Origin of the sequence: Actinotalea fermentans (genome assembly GCF_007991475.1) — a bacterium.
GTDB lineage: Bacteria > Actinomycetota > Actinomycetes > Actinomycetales > Cellulomonadaceae > Actinotalea > Actinotalea fermentans.
On record NZ_BJYK01000001.1, the window covers coordinates 1 to 17,960 of the forward strand.

Consider the following 17,960-nt stretch of genomic DNA (forward strand, 5'->3'; position numbering starts at 1 on the left):
CCGTCACGGTCACCTGATTCCGTCGCGCGCCGTCTCAGCGGTTCCGACGCCCCTCGGGGGCGGGCCCGGACCGGCCGCGCAACCCGTCGACGAGGCCGCGCAGCAGCAGGCGTGCCCGGAGGGCACGTGGTGCGACGGCGAGCATGTAGAAGACTGCGTACTTGGCGATCCACGCGGCGTAGCCCCAGCGCCAGGCAACCGGCATGAGTCCTGAGCGGATGAGCAGCACCGTGTTCCGCGCCATGTAGTAGTTCCGCACGGGCGCGTGGACGTGCACGTCCCGCTGCCGGCCAGGGATGCGCTGGGTCCGATCGCCGAGCGAGTGCGACATCGTCGCGCCGACGACGCCGTACAGTCCGAGCCCGGCCCGACGCGCCCGGAGCCCCCACTCGAGGTCGACGTGGTCGATGAACCACGCCTCGTTCATGGGGCCGACCGTGTCGAGCGCACCGACCGGGACGAGGCACCCTGACGCGAGCAGGAAGGTGGCGGGCACCAGTGCGCCGTGCCGGTCCGACACGTGCGCGCGTCGCGGTCCCCAACGATGATCGGAGAAGAGCAGAACGGCCCCCTGATTGCGCCCGTCCGTGATCACCGGCCCGACGGCGGCAGGTGGCGCGATCCGCCCCGCTGCAGCGTCGGCGCGTGCAGCGGTGAGTCCGTCGAGCAGGACGGCCACCATGTCGGGGGAAGGCAGCGAGTCCTGGTCGGAGAGCAGGACCGCGTCGGCCCCGAGCTCGCCGGCGCGCACGACGCCCGCGTTCTGAGCCGCGCCGATGCCGCGGTTGTACCCGAGCTCGAGCAGCTCGGCCGCTCCGCCGAGGGCCGCACAGGCGCGGCGGAGCTCGCTGACCACCGGCTCAGGGCTCCCGTTGTCGACCACCACCAGCGCTGCCACCTGAGGGGCCAGCGCGTCGATGAGTGCGGTCGTGGCCGCCGTGTCGGGACGATAGGTGACAACGACCGCGACGACGCGCGCAGCGGGCTCAGGCACGCAGAGATCCCAGATACCGTTCCACGGAGTCCAGCGTGGGAAGCAGCCCGCGCTCGAGGGCATCCCCGAGCAACGGTGCGGCGGCGTCCTTGGCGGACAGGAGCGGTGTGAGCGGGCCGCCGTCGCGACCCGTGGTCGGCCAGTCGATGCCGATCGCTGGGTCCAGCGGGTGGACACCGTGCTCGCGGCCCGGCGCGAAGGGCGTCGAGCACAGGTAGGTCACGGTCGAGCCGTCCTCCAAGGACATGAACGCGTGGCCGAGCCCCTCGCCCAGATAGATGGCGCGTCGGTCAACGTCGTCGAGCAGGACGCTGTCCCACGCGCCGAAGGTGGGGGAGCCGACGCGGATGTCCACCACCACGTCGAGCACGGCACCACGCACGCACGTGACGTACTTCGCCTGCCCGGGCGGCACCTCGGCGAAGTGGATGCCGCGCAGGACACCGGCGGCCGAGACGGACAGGTTCGCCTGCGAGAGCCGGAGCGGGTGTTCGAGAGCGGCCTCGAACCTCTCACTCTTGAACCACTCGAGGAAGACCCCGCGAGGGTCGCCGAACTGTCGGGGCGTGATCTCCCAGGCTCCCGGCACGGCCAGTTCGCGGTACTCCACTGTGTCGCTCCTTCGTCAGGTCGTCGTCGGCCAGGGTAGCGGTCCCGGCTACGCTGGCCGCGGCCGGGTACGGCGGAGACCGGGTGTGGACGAGACGCTGGAGGCGTGGTGCGCTGGTTCGTGGTGGGAGCGCAAGGGATGCTCGGGCACGACATGGTGGCAGCGCTCCGCAGCCGCGACCACGAGGTGACGGCGGTGGACCGCGACGAGGTGGACATCACGGACCCCGGCGCGGTCATGGAGGCCGTCGGCGGCCACGCCGTCGTCGTCAACTGCGCCGCGTGGACGGCTGTCGACGCGGCAGAGGAGCAGGAAGCCGCCGCGTTCGCCGTCAACGCCGTCGGCCCGGCCAACCTGGGCCGGGCAGCGGCCCGTCATGGCGCCAGGATCGTCCAGATCTCGACGGACTACGTCTTCGACGGCGCGGCCACGACCCCGTACGCGGAGGGCACCCCCATCGCGCCTCGCTCGGCGTACGGCCGTACGAAGGCGGCCGGCGAGTGGGCGGTCCGCGCGGAGGCGCCGGACCACCTCATCATCCGCACCGCGTGGCTGTACGGGGCACAGGGCTCGTCGTTCCCGAAGACCATCGCCCGCATCTACGCCGAACGGGGGACGGTAGCGGTCGTGGCCGACGAGGTGGGCCAGCCGACATGGTCCGCCGACCTGGCGGACCTCGTCGTCCGCATGATCGACGCAGGTGCGCCGGCGGGGACGTACCACGGCACGTCTGCCGGCCGGGCCTCGTGGTTCGACTTCGCCCGCGCCGTCGTGACGACGGCCGGCGGCGACCCTGCGCTCGTGACCGCCACGACCAGCGCCGCGTTCGGCCGCGCCGCAGCACGGCCACCGTTCTCCGTTCTCGACCACGGTGCGCTCGTGGCAGCAGACGTCGCCCCGATCGGCGACTGGGCGCAACGGTGGGCCGTGGCAGGACCGCTCGTCCTCGGGGCGTGACCCCCCCGCCGGCGGTCGTCCGAGATCAACCGACCTGCACGGTCTGGCAGTGGAAGGCGGGGTTGTAGCCGGCGGGGCTGTTGAGGGCGTAGAGGCAGAGCTGGTGCCGGCCCGGGGTCATTGGGACGTCGAACTGGAAGCCGTGGTTGTCGCCGAGGCCGAAGGCGCGACCGACGTCGGGTCGGGGCAGGTCGGCCACGAAGCGGCGCCCGCCGCCGTCGACGTAGGCGTGGACCTCGATCGAGGCGGTCGTGTCGGGGTCCAGGGCCCAGCCGCGCACCGTGACGCCCTGGTTGGTCACGGTCAGCTCGTCGACCCGGCCTGACGGTGCCCGGTTCACGACGTCGACCACGCGGCACTCGAGCAGCTGCAGCTCCGTGCCCGGAACGTTCGTGGCGTAGACGCACACGCGCTGAGCGCCGACCGCAGCGGGTAGCGACGCGACGAAGCCGTGCCGATCGCCCTTGCCGAAGGCGGCACCCACATCCGGGCGGCTCCCGTCCGCGGTGACCACGTGCGCGACGCCGCCCACGTCGATCCGGAGGTCGATGGGATCGGTCGTGTCAGGGTCGTAGGCCCAGCCGGAGACGAGAACCTGGCCGGTCGAGCCCGAGATCTGCTCGATGCGGCCCGTCGGCGGCGCAGAGGACCGGGTCGTCACCACGCGACAGCCGTGGTTCACGTCGGCACCCAGCCCCACGTTGCGGCTCCGCAGACAGACGACGTTGCGGTCCCGCGTCGTGTTCACCGTGACCTGGAATCCATGGCGCGGACCGGCGGTCGGTACGGCGGCGTCCACGTCTGGACGGGCGCCGTCCGCGAGCGCCGTCGTGGTGACCCCGTTCACCTCAACTGCGACCTGGATCGGCGCGGTGGTGTCGGGGTCGTGCAGCCAGCCCTTGAGGGACACCTGCCGCCCGTCCACGCGGGTGGACTCCCAGTTGCCGTACGGGGACCACGAGACGGTGGCGTTGGCGAGCTGCGCCACCCGGGCGCGGATCGCCGGCAGGGCGTCGTACAGAGCCTGCCCGGGACAGGCGGTGAGCTGGGCGTCGCGGTGTCCGTAGACAGTGGGGAACTGCACGACGGTACCTTCGGGGTACTTGGACGCGCCGCCCCCGGACACCAGCGAGACGCTCTGGCCGGCGAAGATCCGGTGCACGGTGAAGGTCCAGGCGATCACCTGGCTGAGCCCCTCGATCATCGCGGCAGGGGCTGCGGCCTGCGAGTAGTCGCCGATGGCCGCGACCCCGATCGTGCGCGAGTTGAAGCCGCCGGTGTGAACGCCGATCACCGAGCGGTCGATGCCCCCCGCGCGACCTTCGAAGATGCGGCCGAACTTGTCGACGAGGAAGTTGTAGCCGATGTCGCACCAACCGCGGCCCCCGGCCGACTCCGGACGGGTGTGGTACGCGTAGAAGCCACGGATGAGGCCGGGCACGTCGTCGGGACCGTAGGAGTTCGTGGACGCGGTGTGGTGCACCGCCGCCGCGGCGAACCCGGAGGAGTAGTCGGGCTCGCAGGGGCGAAGGGACTCGTCGGCGCCCCAGCCGGCTCGGGAGATGATCGAGGGCTGCGCCATGCCGAGCCCCGCCACCGATGCTCCGGAACCGCCTGCCGTCAGCTCGGCGCCGCTGCTCGGCGACACGGACGCGGCCGCATCGAGGGACGGGGGGTCGTCGCCCGGGTCGATGAGCACGGCCGTCAGGCCGGCCACGACCCCGGTCGCGGCGTCGGCCCAGATCTGCACGCCGTCGGCGTCGACGGCGACGATCGGATCGATGCCGTCGCGCGCGCCGGTGCTGCGACCCTCGGTCGAGTCGGCGTCCGGGGCGACGTCCGAGGCCGACACGGCCGCCCAGTCGGTCCACTCGCCCGCCTGGCGGACGCGGTAGCGGATCACCACCCCCGTCAGCGCCGGGTCGGCCTGCCACGTGACGCCGAGCACCGAGAACGGGGCCGTGTCGAGCTCCGCGGACAGCACGTCAGGTGAGCCCACGGGCGCGGCGGCTGCCGCCAGAGGCGTGCCGCCCTCGTCCGGCATCGGCGCCGACTCCGGCAGGGCGTCGACGGACGCGCGGTCGACGCTCGGCAGGTCGAGCTCGACGACCGAGAGACCGTCACCGCCGTCGCTGCCGAGCGCGGCCGCGGACGCGCGGGGTGTCGGCCCACCGGTCGTGGGGGCGGATGGAGCTGCGCTTGCCGAGGCGCTCGCGACCGGGGCCGTCAGCATCACCGCCACGGCGGCGGCCAGGAGTACGCGCGTCTGCCTCATGAGATCCCCCTGAGCACGCCGAGTTGTCCCAAGGAATCTTTCACCACTCTCGGGCCCGGGGGAATCACGAACCGCCGCCGGCGACCGACCATTCGGCCTTCCGTCAGGCGCTCGGCCCGTCCGTCGTGGTGGAGTCGGCGCTCGCGGCGTCCGTCGACGGCGTCTGCTCCGCCGGTCCCGCGAGCTCCGTCGACTGGCGCACCTCGAGCCGCAGGAGCGCGATCTCCTCGGCCAGGGTGCGCGTCTGCTCCTCGAGGCTCGACACCTCGGAGGAGATCTGGATGCAGACCGCGAGGAGGACCACGAAGGCCGTCGCGAACAGCAGGTTCACGGGCGCCTGCACACCCACGACGTCGGAGAGCCAGAAGGCGAGCCGGGGGAAGGCCCCCAGCAGGCCGACGGCGATCGCGAGGATCACCCACAGGGCGGCGTACTTCTCGCGGATCCGGCGGCGGCGCAGCAGAGCAAAGAGCAGTGCGACGACCAGGAGGCAGAGCGTGACTGCCAGCGCGTAGCCCGTCATGCCGTCAGCTCCGCCGGGAGCGGCGCCTTGGGCCGCGAGAGGGCGATGGCGAGTGCGAAGACCGCGCGAAGGAGGAAGACGGCAGCCTTCATGGGGCTGTGCGAGGGGCTTCCGCCGGCACGGGGCCGCATGGCCACTCCCACCTGGTCGACCTTCAGTCCGGCGCGTGTCGCGATGACCAGCGACTCCACGGTGTCACCGAGGTACTCGGCCGGGTAGTCGGCCGAGAACAAGCGGATGGCGGCTCGGCCACACACCTTGAACCCCGACGTCGTGTCCGTCAGCCGCGTGCCCGTGACCCGTGACAACACCTTCGCCAGGATCTTCATGGACCAGCGACGCGGCCCCCGGACGGAGTACTCGCCGACGCCGGCGAACCGGGCGCCGATCACGATGTCCGCGCCCCGTTCCCGCATCGCGCCGAGGAGGCGCTCGACCGAGGCGGGGTCGTGCTGGCCGTCTGCGTCGAGCTGGACCGTGCGCTGGTATCCGCGGCGGAACGCGTACTTGTAGCCGGCCCGCATGGCGCCGCCCACCCCGAGGTTCACGGGAAGGTCGAGCACGAGGGCACCCGCCGCCCGGGCGACCTCGGCGGTCGCGTCGATGGAGCCGTCGTTCACGACGAGCACGTCTGCCTGCGGGACCTCCTCGTGCACCTCCCGCACGACGGCGCCAATCGTCACCTCTTCGTTCCACGCGGGAATGATGATGAGGAGGTCGGTGTGAGCGTCGGGCACACCGGCACTGTACCGAGGAGCCGCCCGGCGACGTCCTCGCACGGCCGCGCGGTGCTTCGGGGGCGGGCTGATAACCTGCGCGCCGTGCGGAGCCTCGGGGCCGTCGTCGGCCGTACCACCGTCGTGCGCGTCCTGAGCGCTGTTCTCGTCATGGTGTCCCTCGCGGCCTGGGCCGTCGGGAGCCCTGTCGGTTCCTCGCCCGACGAGGACTTCCACCTCACCAGCATCTGGTGCGGTCAGGGCGTCCGGGACGGGCTCTGCGAGGAGGGCGGCTCGCCCGTCTCGCGCGAGGTGCCGGCCGCACTTCACGAGGCCCGCTGCTACGCCTTCCACCCCGAGGAGAGCGCGGCCTGCCAGGGCAGCTCGATCACCGATCCTGACGGCCGGATGCTCGACACCGAGCGCGGGAACTTCCTGGGCGACTACCCGCCCGTGTTCTTCAGCGTGATGAGCGTGCTCGTGGGCGACAGCATCGAGGGCTCCGTCATAGCGATGCGGCTCCTCAACGCCATGATCTTCGTGCTGTTCGTGGCGGGCGCCTTCGTCCTCGCGACGCCGGCCCTGCGGCGAGGGCTCGTCCTGGGGGTCGCCGTCACCTTCGTGCCGCTCGGCACCTTCATCGTGCCGTCGGTCAACCCGAGCAGCTGGGCGCTGACGTCCGCGGCGACGGTGTTCGTGACCTGTCTGGTGCACCTCACGGCGAACGGTCGTCGTCGGCAGCTCCTGTCGGCAGGGCTGCTGGCCCTGGCGGTCGGGCTCGGCGCCGGTGCCCGAGGCGATGCCGCGCTGTACGCCGGGCTGAGCATCGGCGCGGCCCTCCTCGTCACGCTGCGCGCCGACCGGCGCTGGGTCGTCCGGGCCGTCTACCCGGCCGTGCTGGCGTGTCTGTCCGGCATAGCGTTCCTCACCGTCGGGCAGTCGTCAGCGGTCGAGGGGACGGGGGCCCAGGTCTTCTCGCTGGGCCGGGTGCTGCGCACCGTTGCCGACGTGCCCGCGCTGTGGGCCGGCGCGCTGGGCTCCTGGGGCCTCGGCTGGCTCGACACCGGGATGCCCGCCCTCGTCTGGACGGTGATGTTCGGTCTCTTCATGACCGTGCTGGTCAGTGGGATCCGCGGCATCGCGCGGCCGCAGGGGCTGGCGGTGGCGGGCGCTGCCCTCGCCGCGTTGCTGGTACCGGCGTACATCCAGTACCTCACCGGGGTTCCGGTCGGCGCGTACGTCCAGCCTCGCTACGTGCTGCCGTTGATGATCCTCCTGGTCCTGACGGTGGTGTGCCGGGTGGACGGCCGCGCGCCCACGATCTCCACCGGCCAGCGCTGGCTGGCCGTCGGAGGCATGAGCGCTGCGCACGCGCTCGCGCTCTACTCGAACATCCGGCGGTACGTCTACGGCACGGACGTCGAATCCATCAACCTCGGGGTCGCATCGGAATGGTGGTGGTCCGGCGGCGTCCCCGGGCCGATGGTCGTCTGGCTCCTCGGTTCGTCGGCCTTTGCAGCCGGCCTCGTGCTGCTGTCGAGGGAACTCGTCGTGCAGGAAGTCTCCGTGACGCCGACGGCGCCGACCTTGCGCGGGGACACTGCTCCGGCCGCCCCGGGCGTCGAGGTGGCCTCGACGCCCGGGGCGTCGGACCGCTCCTCCGGGCCAGAGTCGCTCCGGTAGCCTGGACCGTCGGTGCGGCGGCCGGCGTCCGGTCGACCTCCGAAGCACCGCCCGCCGCCGTCATCGCCTTGACGGTGAGCCCGTCGACCGGAGTGAGGAGAACGATCCCTTGGCGCCCAGCGGCCCGGACGTCTCGGTGGTGATCCCCGCGTACAACTCCGCGGAGTGGCTTCCTACGACGCTCGAGGCGCTCCGCGTGGCTCTCGATGCCACGTCGTGGGCCGCCGAGGTCGTCGTCGTCGACGACGGTTCCACGGACGGCACGGCTGACGTCCTGGCCTCCATCGGTGCCCGGTACCCTCATCCGCTGCGGGTCGTGCCCCAGGACAACCTCGGCGTGTTCGTGGCCGTCTGGGAGGGCCTGCGGGCCGCCGAGTCAGCACACGTGCTCATCCTGAACTCGAGGTTGCTCCTCCACCCGGGTGCGCTCGCGTACCTGGCTGAGCACGACGCCCTCGGGGGCCGGGAGCCGTGGAACGGCCACGTCGTCACCGACCCGCAGACGCCCCTCGTGGGGCGGTTCTGGGAGGTGCCGACGGGGGTCTTCTGGAGCTCCTACCTCGCCAACCCTCGGCCGATGCTCATCACGCCCGACAACTTCGACCGGGTGCCGAAGGGGACCGGTTGTCTCCTCATCGACCGCGACCTCATGCTCCGGGCGTACGACGCGTCGTGGCCGGCCGAGAACGCGCGGTTCACGTCCGACGACACCAAGCTCCTGCGCTTCGTCGCACGTGAGGTGCCCATCCGCCTCGAGCCGGGCTTCTCCGCCACCTATCGGCCCAGGACGACGGTGCGCCGGTTCCTGTCGCACGCCCGCAACCGCGGCACCCTCTTCGTCGACAGCTACGGCGGCACCAGCCCCGCACGTAGTGCTGCCCTCGTCGGGCTCGGGGTCGCGCCTCCGCTGGCGGTCGCGGGCCTCGCCGTCGCCTCCGCCTGCCACGCCTGGCGGGCCGTCGCAGGAATCGCCGCGGCCGCCGCCGTCGCGGTGGCCCTGCCCGCTGCCATCGGCGGTGCGCGCAGGGTTCCGCGGCGTGCCCTCGTTGCCTACGTCGCGTACATCCTGCCGTTCGGCGTCGCGTTCTGGCGGGGCCTCGTCCGGGGCCTCGTCATCCACCGGGCAACGTTGTGGCGGCGGGCCGAGCCGACGTGACAGCTCCGGATGGCGTTCCGATGGTCCCGGTGACGTCGGCCGGCGCAACCGCCAGGGGACATGCACAGCAGCATGCGCGTGCGTTGGCGGGCGTCCTCGTCGTGAGTGCCGTCGGTGTCGCGTCGACGGCCGCGTTCCAGCTCCTGGTGATCCGGGGCCTGGGCCCGTCGGACTACGGGCTGCTCGCCTCCTTCCTCGCCCTCATCAACGTCGCCTCCATCGGTAGCGCGGCGCTGCGGAACTCCGTCGCCGTGGCGACGGCCGAGGCCCGCCGTCGGCCCGTCAGACGGGGTCCTCGGCTCGATGGTTCGACGATCGAGGCGCTCGTCCTCGGCGCGATCTGCACCGTCGGGGTACTCGTGGCGTCTCCGCTGCTCGGATCGGGTGAGGTCTCGCCGTTGGCGCTCGTCTTCGCCGCTCTCACAGTCGGGCCCTACTTCCTCTTCGCGCGAGCGCAGGGTCTGCTCCAGGGCGCGGGTCGTGCGCGAGCGGTCGTCCTGTGGTCCACGGGAGCCCAGGTGCTCCAGCTCGGCCTGAGCGTCGTCGCGCTGGCCCTCGGGTGGTCTGCGGTGGGCGTCCTGGGGGCCCTGCTGCTGACGTCGGTCCTCGGGACAGTCGGGGCCGCGGCCCAGGCGAGGCGTGGTGCGCTCGGCACGGGCCCGCGTGCGTTCAGCGCCGACACCGTCGTCGTGCTGCTGCTGACCGTCGTGTTCACCTGGGTGACCAGCATGGACGTCGTCCTCGTCCGTGGCGGCTCTCCGGCCGACGTGGCCGGCGCCTATGCCGCGGCGGTCACCGTCATCAAGACGATTCTCATCGTGCCGTCGACGCTCTCCCTGTACCTGCTCCCGCGTTTCGTCGCGCGGCGCGACGACTCCTCCATGACGCGGCTGGGAGTGGCCGTGACCCTGGGCATCACCCTGGTCGCCAGCCTCGTGATGGTCGGCCTCGTCACATGGCTCGGCGACGTCGTGGCGGCGATCTTCGGGGACGGCTACGCCCAGACGGCGGAGCTGCTGCCTCTGCTCGCCGTCGCGTGGATCCCCTGGGCCATGGCTCAGGGCCTCCTGATCCGGCTCACCGCTGCGAGCACGAGGGTCGGCGTGGGTGCTCTGCTCGTCCTGGCCCTCGTCCAGTGGTTCGGCGGCAAGGCGGCACTGCCCTCCGTCGAGACCTTCATCGTGTTCAACGGCGCGGTGGGCGTCGCCGTCCTCGTGGCGTTCCTCGCCGCGCACCTGCATCTGTCCCGCCGCGTGCCGGGCGGTGGCCCGCAGGGGACAGCGGGCTATGCTCATGCGCCGACCGCGCCGGGACCGGATGCGGACCGCCACGGCGAGGAGGACGGCACACCGTGATTGCGCTGATCGTCGGGACCACCGCGGAGCTCATCAAGATGGCGCCGGTGTTCCACGAGCTCGCCGCCCGCGGCCGGCTCGCTGAGATCTGGTACACCGGGCAGCACGTGGACGAGCTCAGTCCTACCTCGCGCGACCTCGACCTTCCCGAACCCGCGGTCTGGCTCGTGCCGCGGGGCACCGCTCGCAACCTCGCACGGCCGGCGGAGGTCCCGGCCTGGCTCGTCCGCGTGGTGCGGACCACCTGGGCGCGCCGAGCAGAGCTGCGTCGGCGACTCACGGTGGACGGCACGCCGGCGGTGGTCCTGGTGCACGGCGACACCTTCACGGCGCCGCTCGGTGCCCTGATCGGCCGCCGCCTCGGTGCTCGGATCGGGCACGTCGAGGCGGGGATGCGCAGCGGGAGCCTCCTGCACCCGTTCCCCGAGGAGCTCAACCGCCGAGCGGTGGCGCACCTCACGGACATCCACTTCGCGCCGACGGAGCGCGAGGAGCACAACCTCCGCCGCCGCCGCGGCGTGGTCGTCGTGACGGGCGCCAACACCGTCGTGGATGCCGTCCGCTACGCGCTGGAGCGCCCGGAGGAGGAGGATGCCCGTTCCTTCCCCGAGGGCTACGGCGTGGCGACCCTGCACCGCTTCGAGCTGGTCCGCGACGAGTCGCTCTACCGGGACGCGCTGGAGTGCCTGGCCGACTACGCCCGCAGGCGCCACCCCATCGTCTACTTCGCAGGACGGTCCGAGCTCGAACGCCTGGGCTCGTACGGGTTGCTGTCGCTCTTCGACGAGGAACGGTTCGTCCTCGCCGAGAAGCTGAGCTACGTCCGGTTCCTCCCCGTCCTCGCGAAGGCGCGCTTCGTCGTCACCGACAGCGGTGGCCTGCAAGAGGAGTCCGCACATCTCGGCATCCCGTGCGCCGTCCACCGCAGGCATACCGAACGCATGGACGGGGTGGGCGTGAGCATGGTCCTCACCGGGCTCGACAGGGACGCGCTGTCGCAGTTCCTCGAGGGGCACGAGAGACACCGCAGTGCGGGTACCGTCGGCGACGTCCGGCCGAGCGCGCTGATCGTCGATGCCATCGAGGCGCTCGGTGGCGGGGCGGCCGCGCGGGTCGGCGGCTGAGCCGTGGGACGAGGGTCCGGCCCGATCGCGGGCCGGGCTCCCTAGGCTCGCTTCTGGCGACGACACGTCGGCTCACTTCAGGACGACAGGGAAAGGCAGGTCCCCGTGGCCACCCGGATCGCAGACTCGGCGGACGTCGACCCCTCGGCGCACGTCGGCGATGGCAGCAGCATCTGGCACCTCGCCCAGGTCCGTGACGGGGCCGTGCTCGGCGTGGACTGCGTCGTCGGACGGGGCGCCTACATCGGTTCGGGCGCCCGTGTGGGCGACCGCTGCAAGATCCAGAACTACGCGTTGGTCTACGAGCCTGCCGTCCTTGAGGACGGTGTGTTCGTGGGTCCGGCCGCGGTCCTGACGAACGACACCTACCCGAGGGCGGTGAACCCGGACGGGACCTTGAAGTCCGCCCACGACTGGGAGGCGGTCGGCGTCACTCTGCGGACCGGTGCCGCGGTGGGAGCTCGGGCCGTCTGTGTGGCCCCCGTCACGGTGGGTCGTTGGGCGACCGTCGCGGCGGGCGCCGTGGTCACGAAGGACGTGCCCGATCACGCACTCGTGGCCGGCGTCCCGGCGCGGCGCATCGGCTGGGTGGGGCGGGCGGGCGTGCGCCTGGAGGACATCGGCGGCGGCGGATGGCGCTGCCCCGCGACTGGAGAGACGTACCAGCAGACGGGTGACGGGTTGACGCTCGTCACGGCGAACGAGGGAGACGAGTGATGGGGCAGAGCATGATCCCGGCGGCGAAGCCGCTGATCGGGGACGAGGAGCGAGCGGCGGTCGACAGGGTTCTCGCGAGCGGCATGATCGCGCAGGGCCCGGAAGTGGCCGCGTTCGAGTCCGAGTTCGCGGCCGAGCTCGTCGGCGGACGCACCTGCGTGGCCGTCAACTCCGGTACGTCGGGCCTGCACCTCGGCCTGCTGGCCGCCGGCATCGGCCCGGGCGACGAGGTCGTGGTCCCGTCGTTCACCTTCGCGGCCACTGCCAACTCGGTGGCCCTGGCGGGCGCGACGCCCGTCTTCGCCGACATCGACGCCACCACGTTCTGCCTGGACGCCGCCTCCGTCGAAGAGGTCCTGACCGAGCGCACGGCGGCGATCATGCCGGTCCACCTCTACGGGCACCCGGCGGACATGTCGGCACTCAGGGAGCTCGCCGACCGTCGTGGCGTGCGCCTGTTCGAGGACGCCGCGCAGGCGCACGGGGCGACCTGGCAGGGCGCCCCGGTCGGCTCGTTCGGCGACTTCGCCATGTTCAGCCTCTACCCGACCAAGAACATGACGTCGGGCGAGGGAGGCATGGTCTCCTGCGCGAGCGAGGAGATCGCGCGCAACGTGCGCCTGCTGCGCAACCAGGGCATGGAGCGTCGCTACGAGAACGAGGTCGTCGGCTTCAACTCGCGGATGACGGACGTCCACGCCGCCATCGGGCGCGTGCAACTACGGAAACTGCCCGCGTGGACTGCGCAGCGCCGGGCCAACGCCGACTTCCTCAGTGCGCACCTCGACGGCGTCGGCGTGCCGGTCGTCGCGGACGGCGCGACCCACGTGTGGCACCAGTACACCATCCGCGTTCCCGAGGGACGGGACGCCTTCGCGCAGGCCCTGGCCGCCGAGTACGGCGTCGGCTCGGGCGTGTACTACCCGATCCCGAACCATGAGCTGCCGTCGTTCGGTGTGGCCGCGGACCTGCCCGTCACGGCCCGGGCGTGCGCCGAGGTGCTCTCGCTGCCGGTACACCCTGCGCTCTCGCAGGAGGACCTCGAGCGGATCGTCACCGGCGTGAACGCCCTTGCCAAGGCCGGTGCCTGATGGCGGACCTGCGCGCCGGACTCATCGGCCTCGGCATGATGGGGCGGCACCACGCCCGCGTCCTGCGGTCGCTCCCCGGTGTCGATCTGGTGGCCGTGGCGGACCCGGGCGGCGACCGCCACGGGGTGGCGGCGGGTCTCGACGTGGGGTCGTCGGTCGACGACCTCATCGCGGCGGGCATCGACTACGCCGTGGTCGCGGTGCCGACGAACCTGCATCTCGAGATCGGCCTCGCCCTCGCCGAGGCCGGGGTGCACACGCTCGTGGAGAAGCCGCTCGCACACACCGCTGAGGCGGCGAGCCGCCTTGCGGCAGCGTTCGGCGAGCGCGGCCTCATCGGTGCGGTCGGTCACATCGAGCGGTACAACCCTGCCCTGCGTGGGCTGCGGGCTCGTCTCGACGCTGGTCAGCTGGGCGAGATCTACCAGGTCTCCACGCGCCGGCAGGGGCCGTTCCCGCCGCGGATCGCGGACGTCGGCGTGGTCAAGGACCTCGCGACGCACGACATCGACCTCACCGCGTGGGTGGCGCGTGCGCCGTACACCAGTGTCGCTGCGCACGTCGCCTTCCGATCGGGACGTCAGCACGAGGACCTGGTCGCGTTCGTCGGTGAGCTCGAGGGCGGCGTGATCGCCACGCACCTCGTCAACTGGTTGTCCCCGCTCAAAGAGCGCTCGACCGTCGTCACCGGGGAGCTGGGGACGCTGGTCGCGGACACGCTGACCGCCGACCTGACGTACTACGCCAACGGGACCACCGAGAACACCTGGGAGTCCCTTGCCGGCTTCCGCGGGATGACCGAGGGCGATGTGGTCCGCTACGCGCTGGGCAAGCGAGAGCCCCTGCTCGTGGAGCACGAGGCCTTCCGCGACGCCATTCTCGGCGTCTCGTCGGACATCGTGACGATGGTCGAGGGTCTCGCGACGGTGCGCGTCGCCGAAGCGGTTCTCACGTCGGCTGACGAGGGTCGCTCGGTGACGCTGTAGGCGCAGCATCGCGCGAGGGCTGTGGGCCGATTCCCGGCCACAGCCCTCGCGCGATCACCGGCGTCCGCCGGGGGCGCACTACCCGGTCGCCGCAAGGAGGCCCAGGAGGTAAGCGCCGTACCCCGACTTCACCAGGGCCTCGCCACGGTCGCGAAGTTCTTCGTCGGAGAGGAAGCCGCGGCGCCAGGCGACCTCCTCCGGGCAGCCGATCTTCAGGCCCTGCCGGTGCTCGACGGTCCGGACGAAGTCCGAGGCCTCGAGCAGCGAGTCGAACGTGCCGGTGTCGAGCCACGCGGTCCCGCGCGGGAGCACCTCCACCTGCAGGCGACCCTGGTCCAGGTAGTGGCGGTTCACGTCGGTGATCTCGTACTCACCTCGCGCCGACGGCTCGAGGTCGCGCGCGATCGCGATGACGTCGTTGTCGTAGAAGTACAGCCCGGGCACCGCGTAGCTGCTCTTGGGCTGCTTCGGCTTCTCCTCGAGCGAGAGGGCGCGCCCCTCGTCGTCGAACTCGACGACGCCGTACGCGGTCGGGTCGGCGACGCGGTAGGCGAAGACGGCCCCGCCGTCGATGTCCTCGAACCGGGCGAGCTGGGTGCCCAGGCCCGGGCCGTAGAAGATGTTGTCGCCGAGCACGAGCGCGGAGCTGTCGTTGCCCACGAAGTCGGCCCCCAGGACGAACGCCTGGGCGAGGCCGTTCGGCTCCTGCTGCACCGTGTAGGAGATCGAGATCCCGAACTGCGACCCGTTCCCGAGCAGCCGCTGGAACTGCTCGGCGTCGTGCGGCGTCGTGATGACCAGGACGTCGCGGATGCCGGCGAGGATCAGCGTCGAGAGCGGGTAGTAGATCATCGGCTTGTCGTACACGGGGACGAGCTGCTTGCTGACACCCATGGTGATCGGGTGGAGTCGCGTGCCGGAGCCGCCGGCCAGGATGATCCCTCGCATGGTGGACCAGTCTGGCGCATCACGGCCCGGGCAGACACCCGCTCGCTCGGCGGAGGCCGCCGACTCGAGGCCGCCCACTAGCATCATGGCGACCACTGGACGTTCGGACGGGGGGCCATGTACAGGCTCGTCAACCAGACACAGGACTACGCCTGGGGATCGTCGACCGCGATCCCGGAGCTGCTGGGTGCCGCCCCGCCCGGCCGCCCGGTCGCCGAGCTCTGGATGGGTGCGCACCCGCTCGCCCCGTCGCGCGTCGCCACCGCGGAGGAGCCCGCGGGCGTCCCGCTGGACGCGCTGGTGCGTGCGGATCCGGAGTCGATGCTGGGCCCGGACGTCATGGCCAGGTTCGGCCGCTCGCTCCCGTACCTGCTCAAGCTCGTCGCCGTCGAGCAGCCGCTCTCCCTCCAGGTGCACCCGAACGTGGAACGCGCACGTGAGGGGTTCGTCGCCGAGAACGCGGCCGGCATCCCGCTGACGGACCCGCGCCGCAACTACAAGGACGCCAACCACAAGCCCGAGCTCGTGTACGCGCTCACCCGGTTCGAGGCGCTGTCGGGCTTCCGGGCGCCGCGTCGCGCCGCCGAGCTCCTCGTCGGTCTCGACGCGCCGCTGGCCGAGGCCCTGCACCGCGTCCTCGCCGCGGAGCCGTCCGTGCGCGGGATCCGGACCGCGTTCCGTCGCCTGCTCGAACCCGAGCTGCGACCCACGACGGGCGAGGTCGAGGCGGTGGCGCGCGCGTGCCGGCAACGCCTGGCGAGCGGCTCGCCGTCGCCGCGTGCGGACCGGACGGTCGTGCAGCTGGCGGAGGCGTACCCCGGCGACCCGGGCGCGGTCACCTCGCTCCTGCTCAACCCCGTGACGCTCGAGCCCGGCGAGGCGATGTTCATCCCGGCGGGCGGCGTGCACGCCTACCTCCAGGGACTCGCCGTCGAGGTCATGGCGAACTCCGACAACGTGCTGCGTGCGGGGTTGACGAGCAAGCACGTCGACGTGCCGGAGCTGCTCGTGAACGTGGACTACGTCGCTGCGCCGCCGATCCGCGTCGCGCCCGAGGTGTTCCACGGCGCCGCGAAGGTCTTCTACGCGCCCGTGGACGACTTCGAGCTCTCCGTCGCCGAGGTCGAGGGCGGCCAGGTGCACCCGCTCCCCGGCCGTGGTCCCCGCATCGTCCTGTGCGTGTCGGGCGAGGTCACGGTCCGGTCCGAGGACGACGAGACGCAGCTCGCGCGGGGCGAGTCGGTCTTCGTCCCGGCGGTCGAGGGGCCGCTTCGCGTCGGGGGTGCCGGCACCGTCGTGCAGGCCGACGTGCCCTGACCGGTCGCCCCACCCGGGCGTCACCCGGCAGAAGACCCCAGGTCAGCCCGCGACGACGACCTGCCCGACGACGAGCTCCGCCCGCGCGATGCGCTGACGCGCCACGGCGTCGATCCCCGGGCCGCACAGCACCACCGAGCCGCCGAGGAGCAGGACCGCCAGCGCCAGCCCGAGGCCGTCCTCCAGGGCGTCGGCGGGGACGGCGACCAGCAGCCGCCCGCCCGGCGGGCACTCGCCGTGCCGCTCGAGGACGGAGCGCGCCCAGTGCTCGAGCGCGGCGTGGGCGACGAGCTGCTCGCCGACCTTGACCGCGGGCGCGCTCGGCGAGGGCTCGGGCATCCACGTGAGCACGTCGCCGTAGGTCATGACGGCGGAGGTCGCGTCGACGACGCCGGCCGGCAGCTCGCCCTCGAGGTGACGGGCCAGGGCGGGCAGTGCGACGGCGACGACGTCGGTGCCCTCGCCCACGTGGCGCGCCGGCTCGTGGGTGACGACGAGGTCCGGGCGCCCGGCCGGTGGCAGCACGACGCACGCCCCGACGCGCCAGGTCGCCATGGCCCACACGACCGCACGCCAGTGCACAGGCAGGTCGAGGAGGACGCGGGTGAGGGGGCCCGCCTGGTACTCCTCGACGAGCAGGTTGGCGGTCTTGGTCACCCAGTTGTCGAGGACGTGGCCGGAGAGCTCGACGCGTTCGCCGTCGTCGCCGTACCAGGTCAGGCGCGGTCGGCCCGGGTCGGCGGTGAGGCGGGCGAGGAGGCCGGGCAGCGGCATGGCGGCGGTCACGGGGTCAGCCTAGGGACGCTCGGGCCTGTGCACCCGCGTTCGACCGCGCCGGAGCGGCGCGCGAGCGCGGGTGAATTTCACCCGGTGCACCACTTGCGTGCTGCGTGTAGCACATCCCGGCTTGACTGCAGCGGATGACACGCGTGTAATTCTCTCAGAGCGTTCGCTCACAGCAGCATCATCAGCACGCGTCATCAGCCACGATCACGAGCGGTATGAGCAGCGACAGCAGCGCGGACATGACGAACACAAGGTACGACTCGTAGCGCGCAGGACCAGCACGACCTGACGGGCACCGATGGGCACGGAGGCTCTCGACATGTGGAACTTGCTCGACGACGACGCAGCGTTCCCGTCCGACCTGGCCCGCCCGACCGACGGTATGGCGCCCGTGCTGCCGCTGTTCGGCGAGCCGGACGACGAGACGGCGCTCGGCTGGCAGGAGCGCGCGCTCTGCGCCCAGACCGACCCCGAGGCGTTCTTCCCCGAGAAGGGCGGCTCGACGCGCGAGGCGAAGAAGGTCTGCACCCGCTGCGACGTGCGCGCGGAGTGCCTGGAGTACGCCCTCGCCCATGACGAGAGGTTCGGCATCTGGGGCGGCCTGTCCGAGCGTGAGCGTCGCAAGCTCCGCAAGCGGGTCGTCTGACGCGACTGCGGGGGTGCCGCGCTGAGGCGTGGATCACCCGCTGCCCGGGCGCGGCGCGAGTGGCCCCGGTCGGACC

General features: G+C 72.2%; 17 protein-coding genes. 10 read left to right on the forward strand and 7 right to left on the reverse strand.

All coding sequences use genetic code 11. From position 1 onward, the window contains the following. Nucleotides 1-34 precede the first annotated feature (34 nt). On the reverse strand, nt 35-994 hold the full coding sequence (locus tag AFE02nite_RS00005; protein ID WP_034249408.1) for a glycosyltransferase family 2 protein: 960 nt from the start codon (nt 992-994) through the stop codon (nt 35-37). Then, the gene (locus AFE02nite_RS00010; RefSeq protein WP_034249410.1) at nt 987-1,604 is read right to left on the reverse strand and encodes a dTDP-4-dehydrorhamnose 3,5-epimerase family protein; all 618 of its coding nucleotides are present in this window, start codon (nt 1,602-1,604) and stop codon (nt 987-989) included. Before AFE02nite_RS00010 ends, AFE02nite_RS00005 begins: the two co-directional genes overlap by 8 nt. A 108-nt stretch (nt 1,605-1,712) precedes the next feature. On the opposite strand from AFE02nite_RS00010, the gene rfbD reads away from it, so the two are divergent. Beyond that, on the forward strand, nt 1,713-2,561 hold the full coding sequence (rfbD, locus tag AFE02nite_RS00015) for a dTDP-4-dehydrorhamnose reductase (protein ID WP_034249412.1): 849 nt from the start codon (nt 1,713-1,715) through the stop codon (nt 2,559-2,561). Between the two features lie 25 nt (nt 2,562-2,586). Here the strand turns inward: rfbD and AFE02nite_RS00020 are convergent, their stop codons facing one another. The 3 genes from AFE02nite_RS00020 to AFE02nite_RS00030 form a co-directional block, all read right to left on the reverse strand. Next, nucleotides 2,587-4,836: an N-acetylmuramoyl-L-alanine amidase gene (locus AFE02nite_RS00020; protein ID WP_146818895.1), complete on the reverse strand. Its 2,250-nt coding sequence runs from the start codon at nt 4,834-4,836 to the stop codon at nt 2,587-2,589. A 103-nt stretch (nt 4,837-4,939) separates the two neighbouring features. After that, nucleotides 4,940-5,359, reverse strand: coding sequence for a DUF2304 domain-containing protein (locus AFE02nite_RS00025; RefSeq protein ID WP_034245935.1), 420 nt, complete (start codon nt 5,357-5,359; stop codon nt 4,940-4,942). Continuing rightward, a complete protein-coding gene (locus AFE02nite_RS00030; RefSeq protein WP_034245932.1) occupies nt 5,356-6,096 on the reverse strand; it encodes a glycosyltransferase family 2 protein in 741 nt (246 codons plus the stop codon). Before AFE02nite_RS00030 ends, AFE02nite_RS00025 begins: the two co-directional genes overlap by 4 nt. Before the next feature lie 84 nt (nt 6,097-6,180). Here AFE02nite_RS00030 and AFE02nite_RS00035 point away from each other — a divergent pair, with 84 nt between their 5' ends. From AFE02nite_RS00035 to AFE02nite_RS00065, 7 genes are all read left to right on the forward strand, one after another. Beyond that, complete coding sequence (locus AFE02nite_RS00035; RefSeq protein WP_034245929.1) at nt 6,181-7,758, forward strand: DUF2142 domain-containing protein; 1,578 nt, start codon at nt 6,181-6,183, stop codon at nt 7,756-7,758. Nucleotides 7,759-7,867: 109 nt separating this feature from the next. Continuing rightward, nucleotides 7,868-8,914, forward strand: a complete 1,047-nt coding sequence (locus tag AFE02nite_RS00040; protein WP_034245926.1) for a glycosyltransferase family 2 protein — start codon at nt 7,868-7,870, stop codon at nt 8,912-8,914. Nucleotides 8,915-9,015: 101 nt separating this feature from the next. Then, nucleotides 9,016-10,269, forward strand: coding sequence for a lipopolysaccharide biosynthesis protein (locus AFE02nite_RS00045; protein WP_146818896.1), 1,254 nt, complete (start codon nt 9,016-9,018; stop codon nt 10,267-10,269). Further along, complete coding sequence (locus AFE02nite_RS00050) at nt 10,266-11,393, forward strand: UDP-N-acetylglucosamine 2-epimerase (RefSeq protein ID WP_034245923.1); 1,128 nt, start codon at nt 10,266-10,268, stop codon at nt 11,391-11,393. Before AFE02nite_RS00045 ends, AFE02nite_RS00050 begins: the two co-directional genes overlap by 4 nt. 105 nt (nt 11,394-11,498) lie before the next feature. Continuing rightward, nucleotides 11,499-12,110, forward strand: coding sequence for an acyltransferase (locus AFE02nite_RS00055; RefSeq protein WP_034245920.1), 612 nt, complete (start codon nt 11,499-11,501; stop codon nt 12,108-12,110). Beyond that, a complete protein-coding gene (locus tag AFE02nite_RS00060) occupies nt 12,110-13,201 on the forward strand; it encodes a DegT/DnrJ/EryC1/StrS family aminotransferase (protein WP_034245917.1) in 1,092 nt (363 codons plus the stop codon). The genes AFE02nite_RS00055 and AFE02nite_RS00060 overlap by 1 nt, the downstream gene beginning before the upstream one ends. Then, a complete protein-coding gene (locus tag AFE02nite_RS00065; protein ID WP_034245916.1) occupies nt 13,201-14,187 on the forward strand; it encodes a Gfo/Idh/MocA family protein in 987 nt (328 codons plus the stop codon). The genes AFE02nite_RS00060 and AFE02nite_RS00065 overlap by 1 nt, the downstream gene beginning before the upstream one ends. Before the next feature lie 78 nt (nt 14,188-14,265). On the opposite strand, the gene rfbA is transcribed toward AFE02nite_RS00065, so the two are convergent. Continuing rightward, a complete protein-coding gene (gene rfbA, locus AFE02nite_RS00070; RefSeq protein WP_034245914.1) occupies nt 14,266-15,135 on the reverse strand; it encodes a glucose-1-phosphate thymidylyltransferase RfbA in 870 nt (289 codons plus the stop codon). Nucleotides 15,136-15,252: 117 nt separating this feature from the next. On the opposite strand from rfbA, the gene manA reads away from it, so the two are divergent. After that, nucleotides 15,253-16,452, forward strand: coding sequence for a mannose-6-phosphate isomerase, class I (gene manA, locus AFE02nite_RS00075; protein WP_034245911.1), 1,200 nt, complete (start codon nt 15,253-15,255; stop codon nt 16,450-16,452). A gap of 42 nt (nt 16,453-16,494) precedes the next feature. Here the strand turns inward: manA and AFE02nite_RS00080 are convergent, their stop codons facing one another. Then, the gene (locus tag AFE02nite_RS00080; RefSeq protein WP_261765328.1) at nt 16,495-17,238 is read right to left on the reverse strand and encodes a TIGR03089 family protein; all 744 of its coding nucleotides are present in this window, start codon (nt 17,236-17,238) and stop codon (nt 16,495-16,497) included. Between the two features lie 319 nt (nt 17,239-17,557). On the opposite strand from AFE02nite_RS00080, the gene AFE02nite_RS00085 reads away from it, so the two are divergent. Then, nucleotides 17,558-17,884: a WhiB family transcriptional regulator gene (locus AFE02nite_RS00085; protein ID WP_034245905.1), complete on the forward strand. Its 327-nt coding sequence runs from the start codon at nt 17,558-17,560 to the stop codon at nt 17,882-17,884. Nucleotides 17,885-17,960 lie beyond the last annotated feature (76 nt).

Excerpts from the sequence above, each read along its gene's own strand:
- manA (WP_034245911.1), top strand. The coding sequence starts at position 15,253 with ATGTACAGGCTCGTCAACCAGACACAGGACTACGCCTGGGGATCGTCG.
- AFE02nite_RS00020 (WP_146818895.1), bottom strand. The coding sequence starts at position 4,836 with ATGAGGCAGACGCGCGTACTCCTGGCCGCCGCCGTGGCGGTGATGCTG.
- AFE02nite_RS00060 (WP_034245917.1), top strand. The coding sequence starts at position 12,110 with ATGGGGCAGAGCATGATCCCGGCGGCGAAGCCGCTGATCGGGGACGAG.
- AFE02nite_RS00065 (WP_034245916.1), top strand. The coding sequence starts at position 13,201 with ATGGCGGACCTGCGCGCCGGACTCATCGGCCTCGGCATGATGGGGCGG.
- AFE02nite_RS00085 (WP_034245905.1), top strand. The coding sequence starts at position 17,558 with ATGTGGAACTTGCTCGACGACGACGCAGCGTTCCCGTCCGACCTGGCC.
- rfbA (WP_034245914.1), bottom strand. The coding sequence starts at position 15,135 with ATGCGAGGGATCATCCTGGCCGGCGGCTCCGGCACGCGACTCCACCCG.
- AFE02nite_RS00025 (WP_034245935.1), bottom strand. The coding sequence starts at position 5,359 with ATGACGGGCTACGCGCTGGCAGTCACGCTCTGCCTCCTGGTCGTCGCA.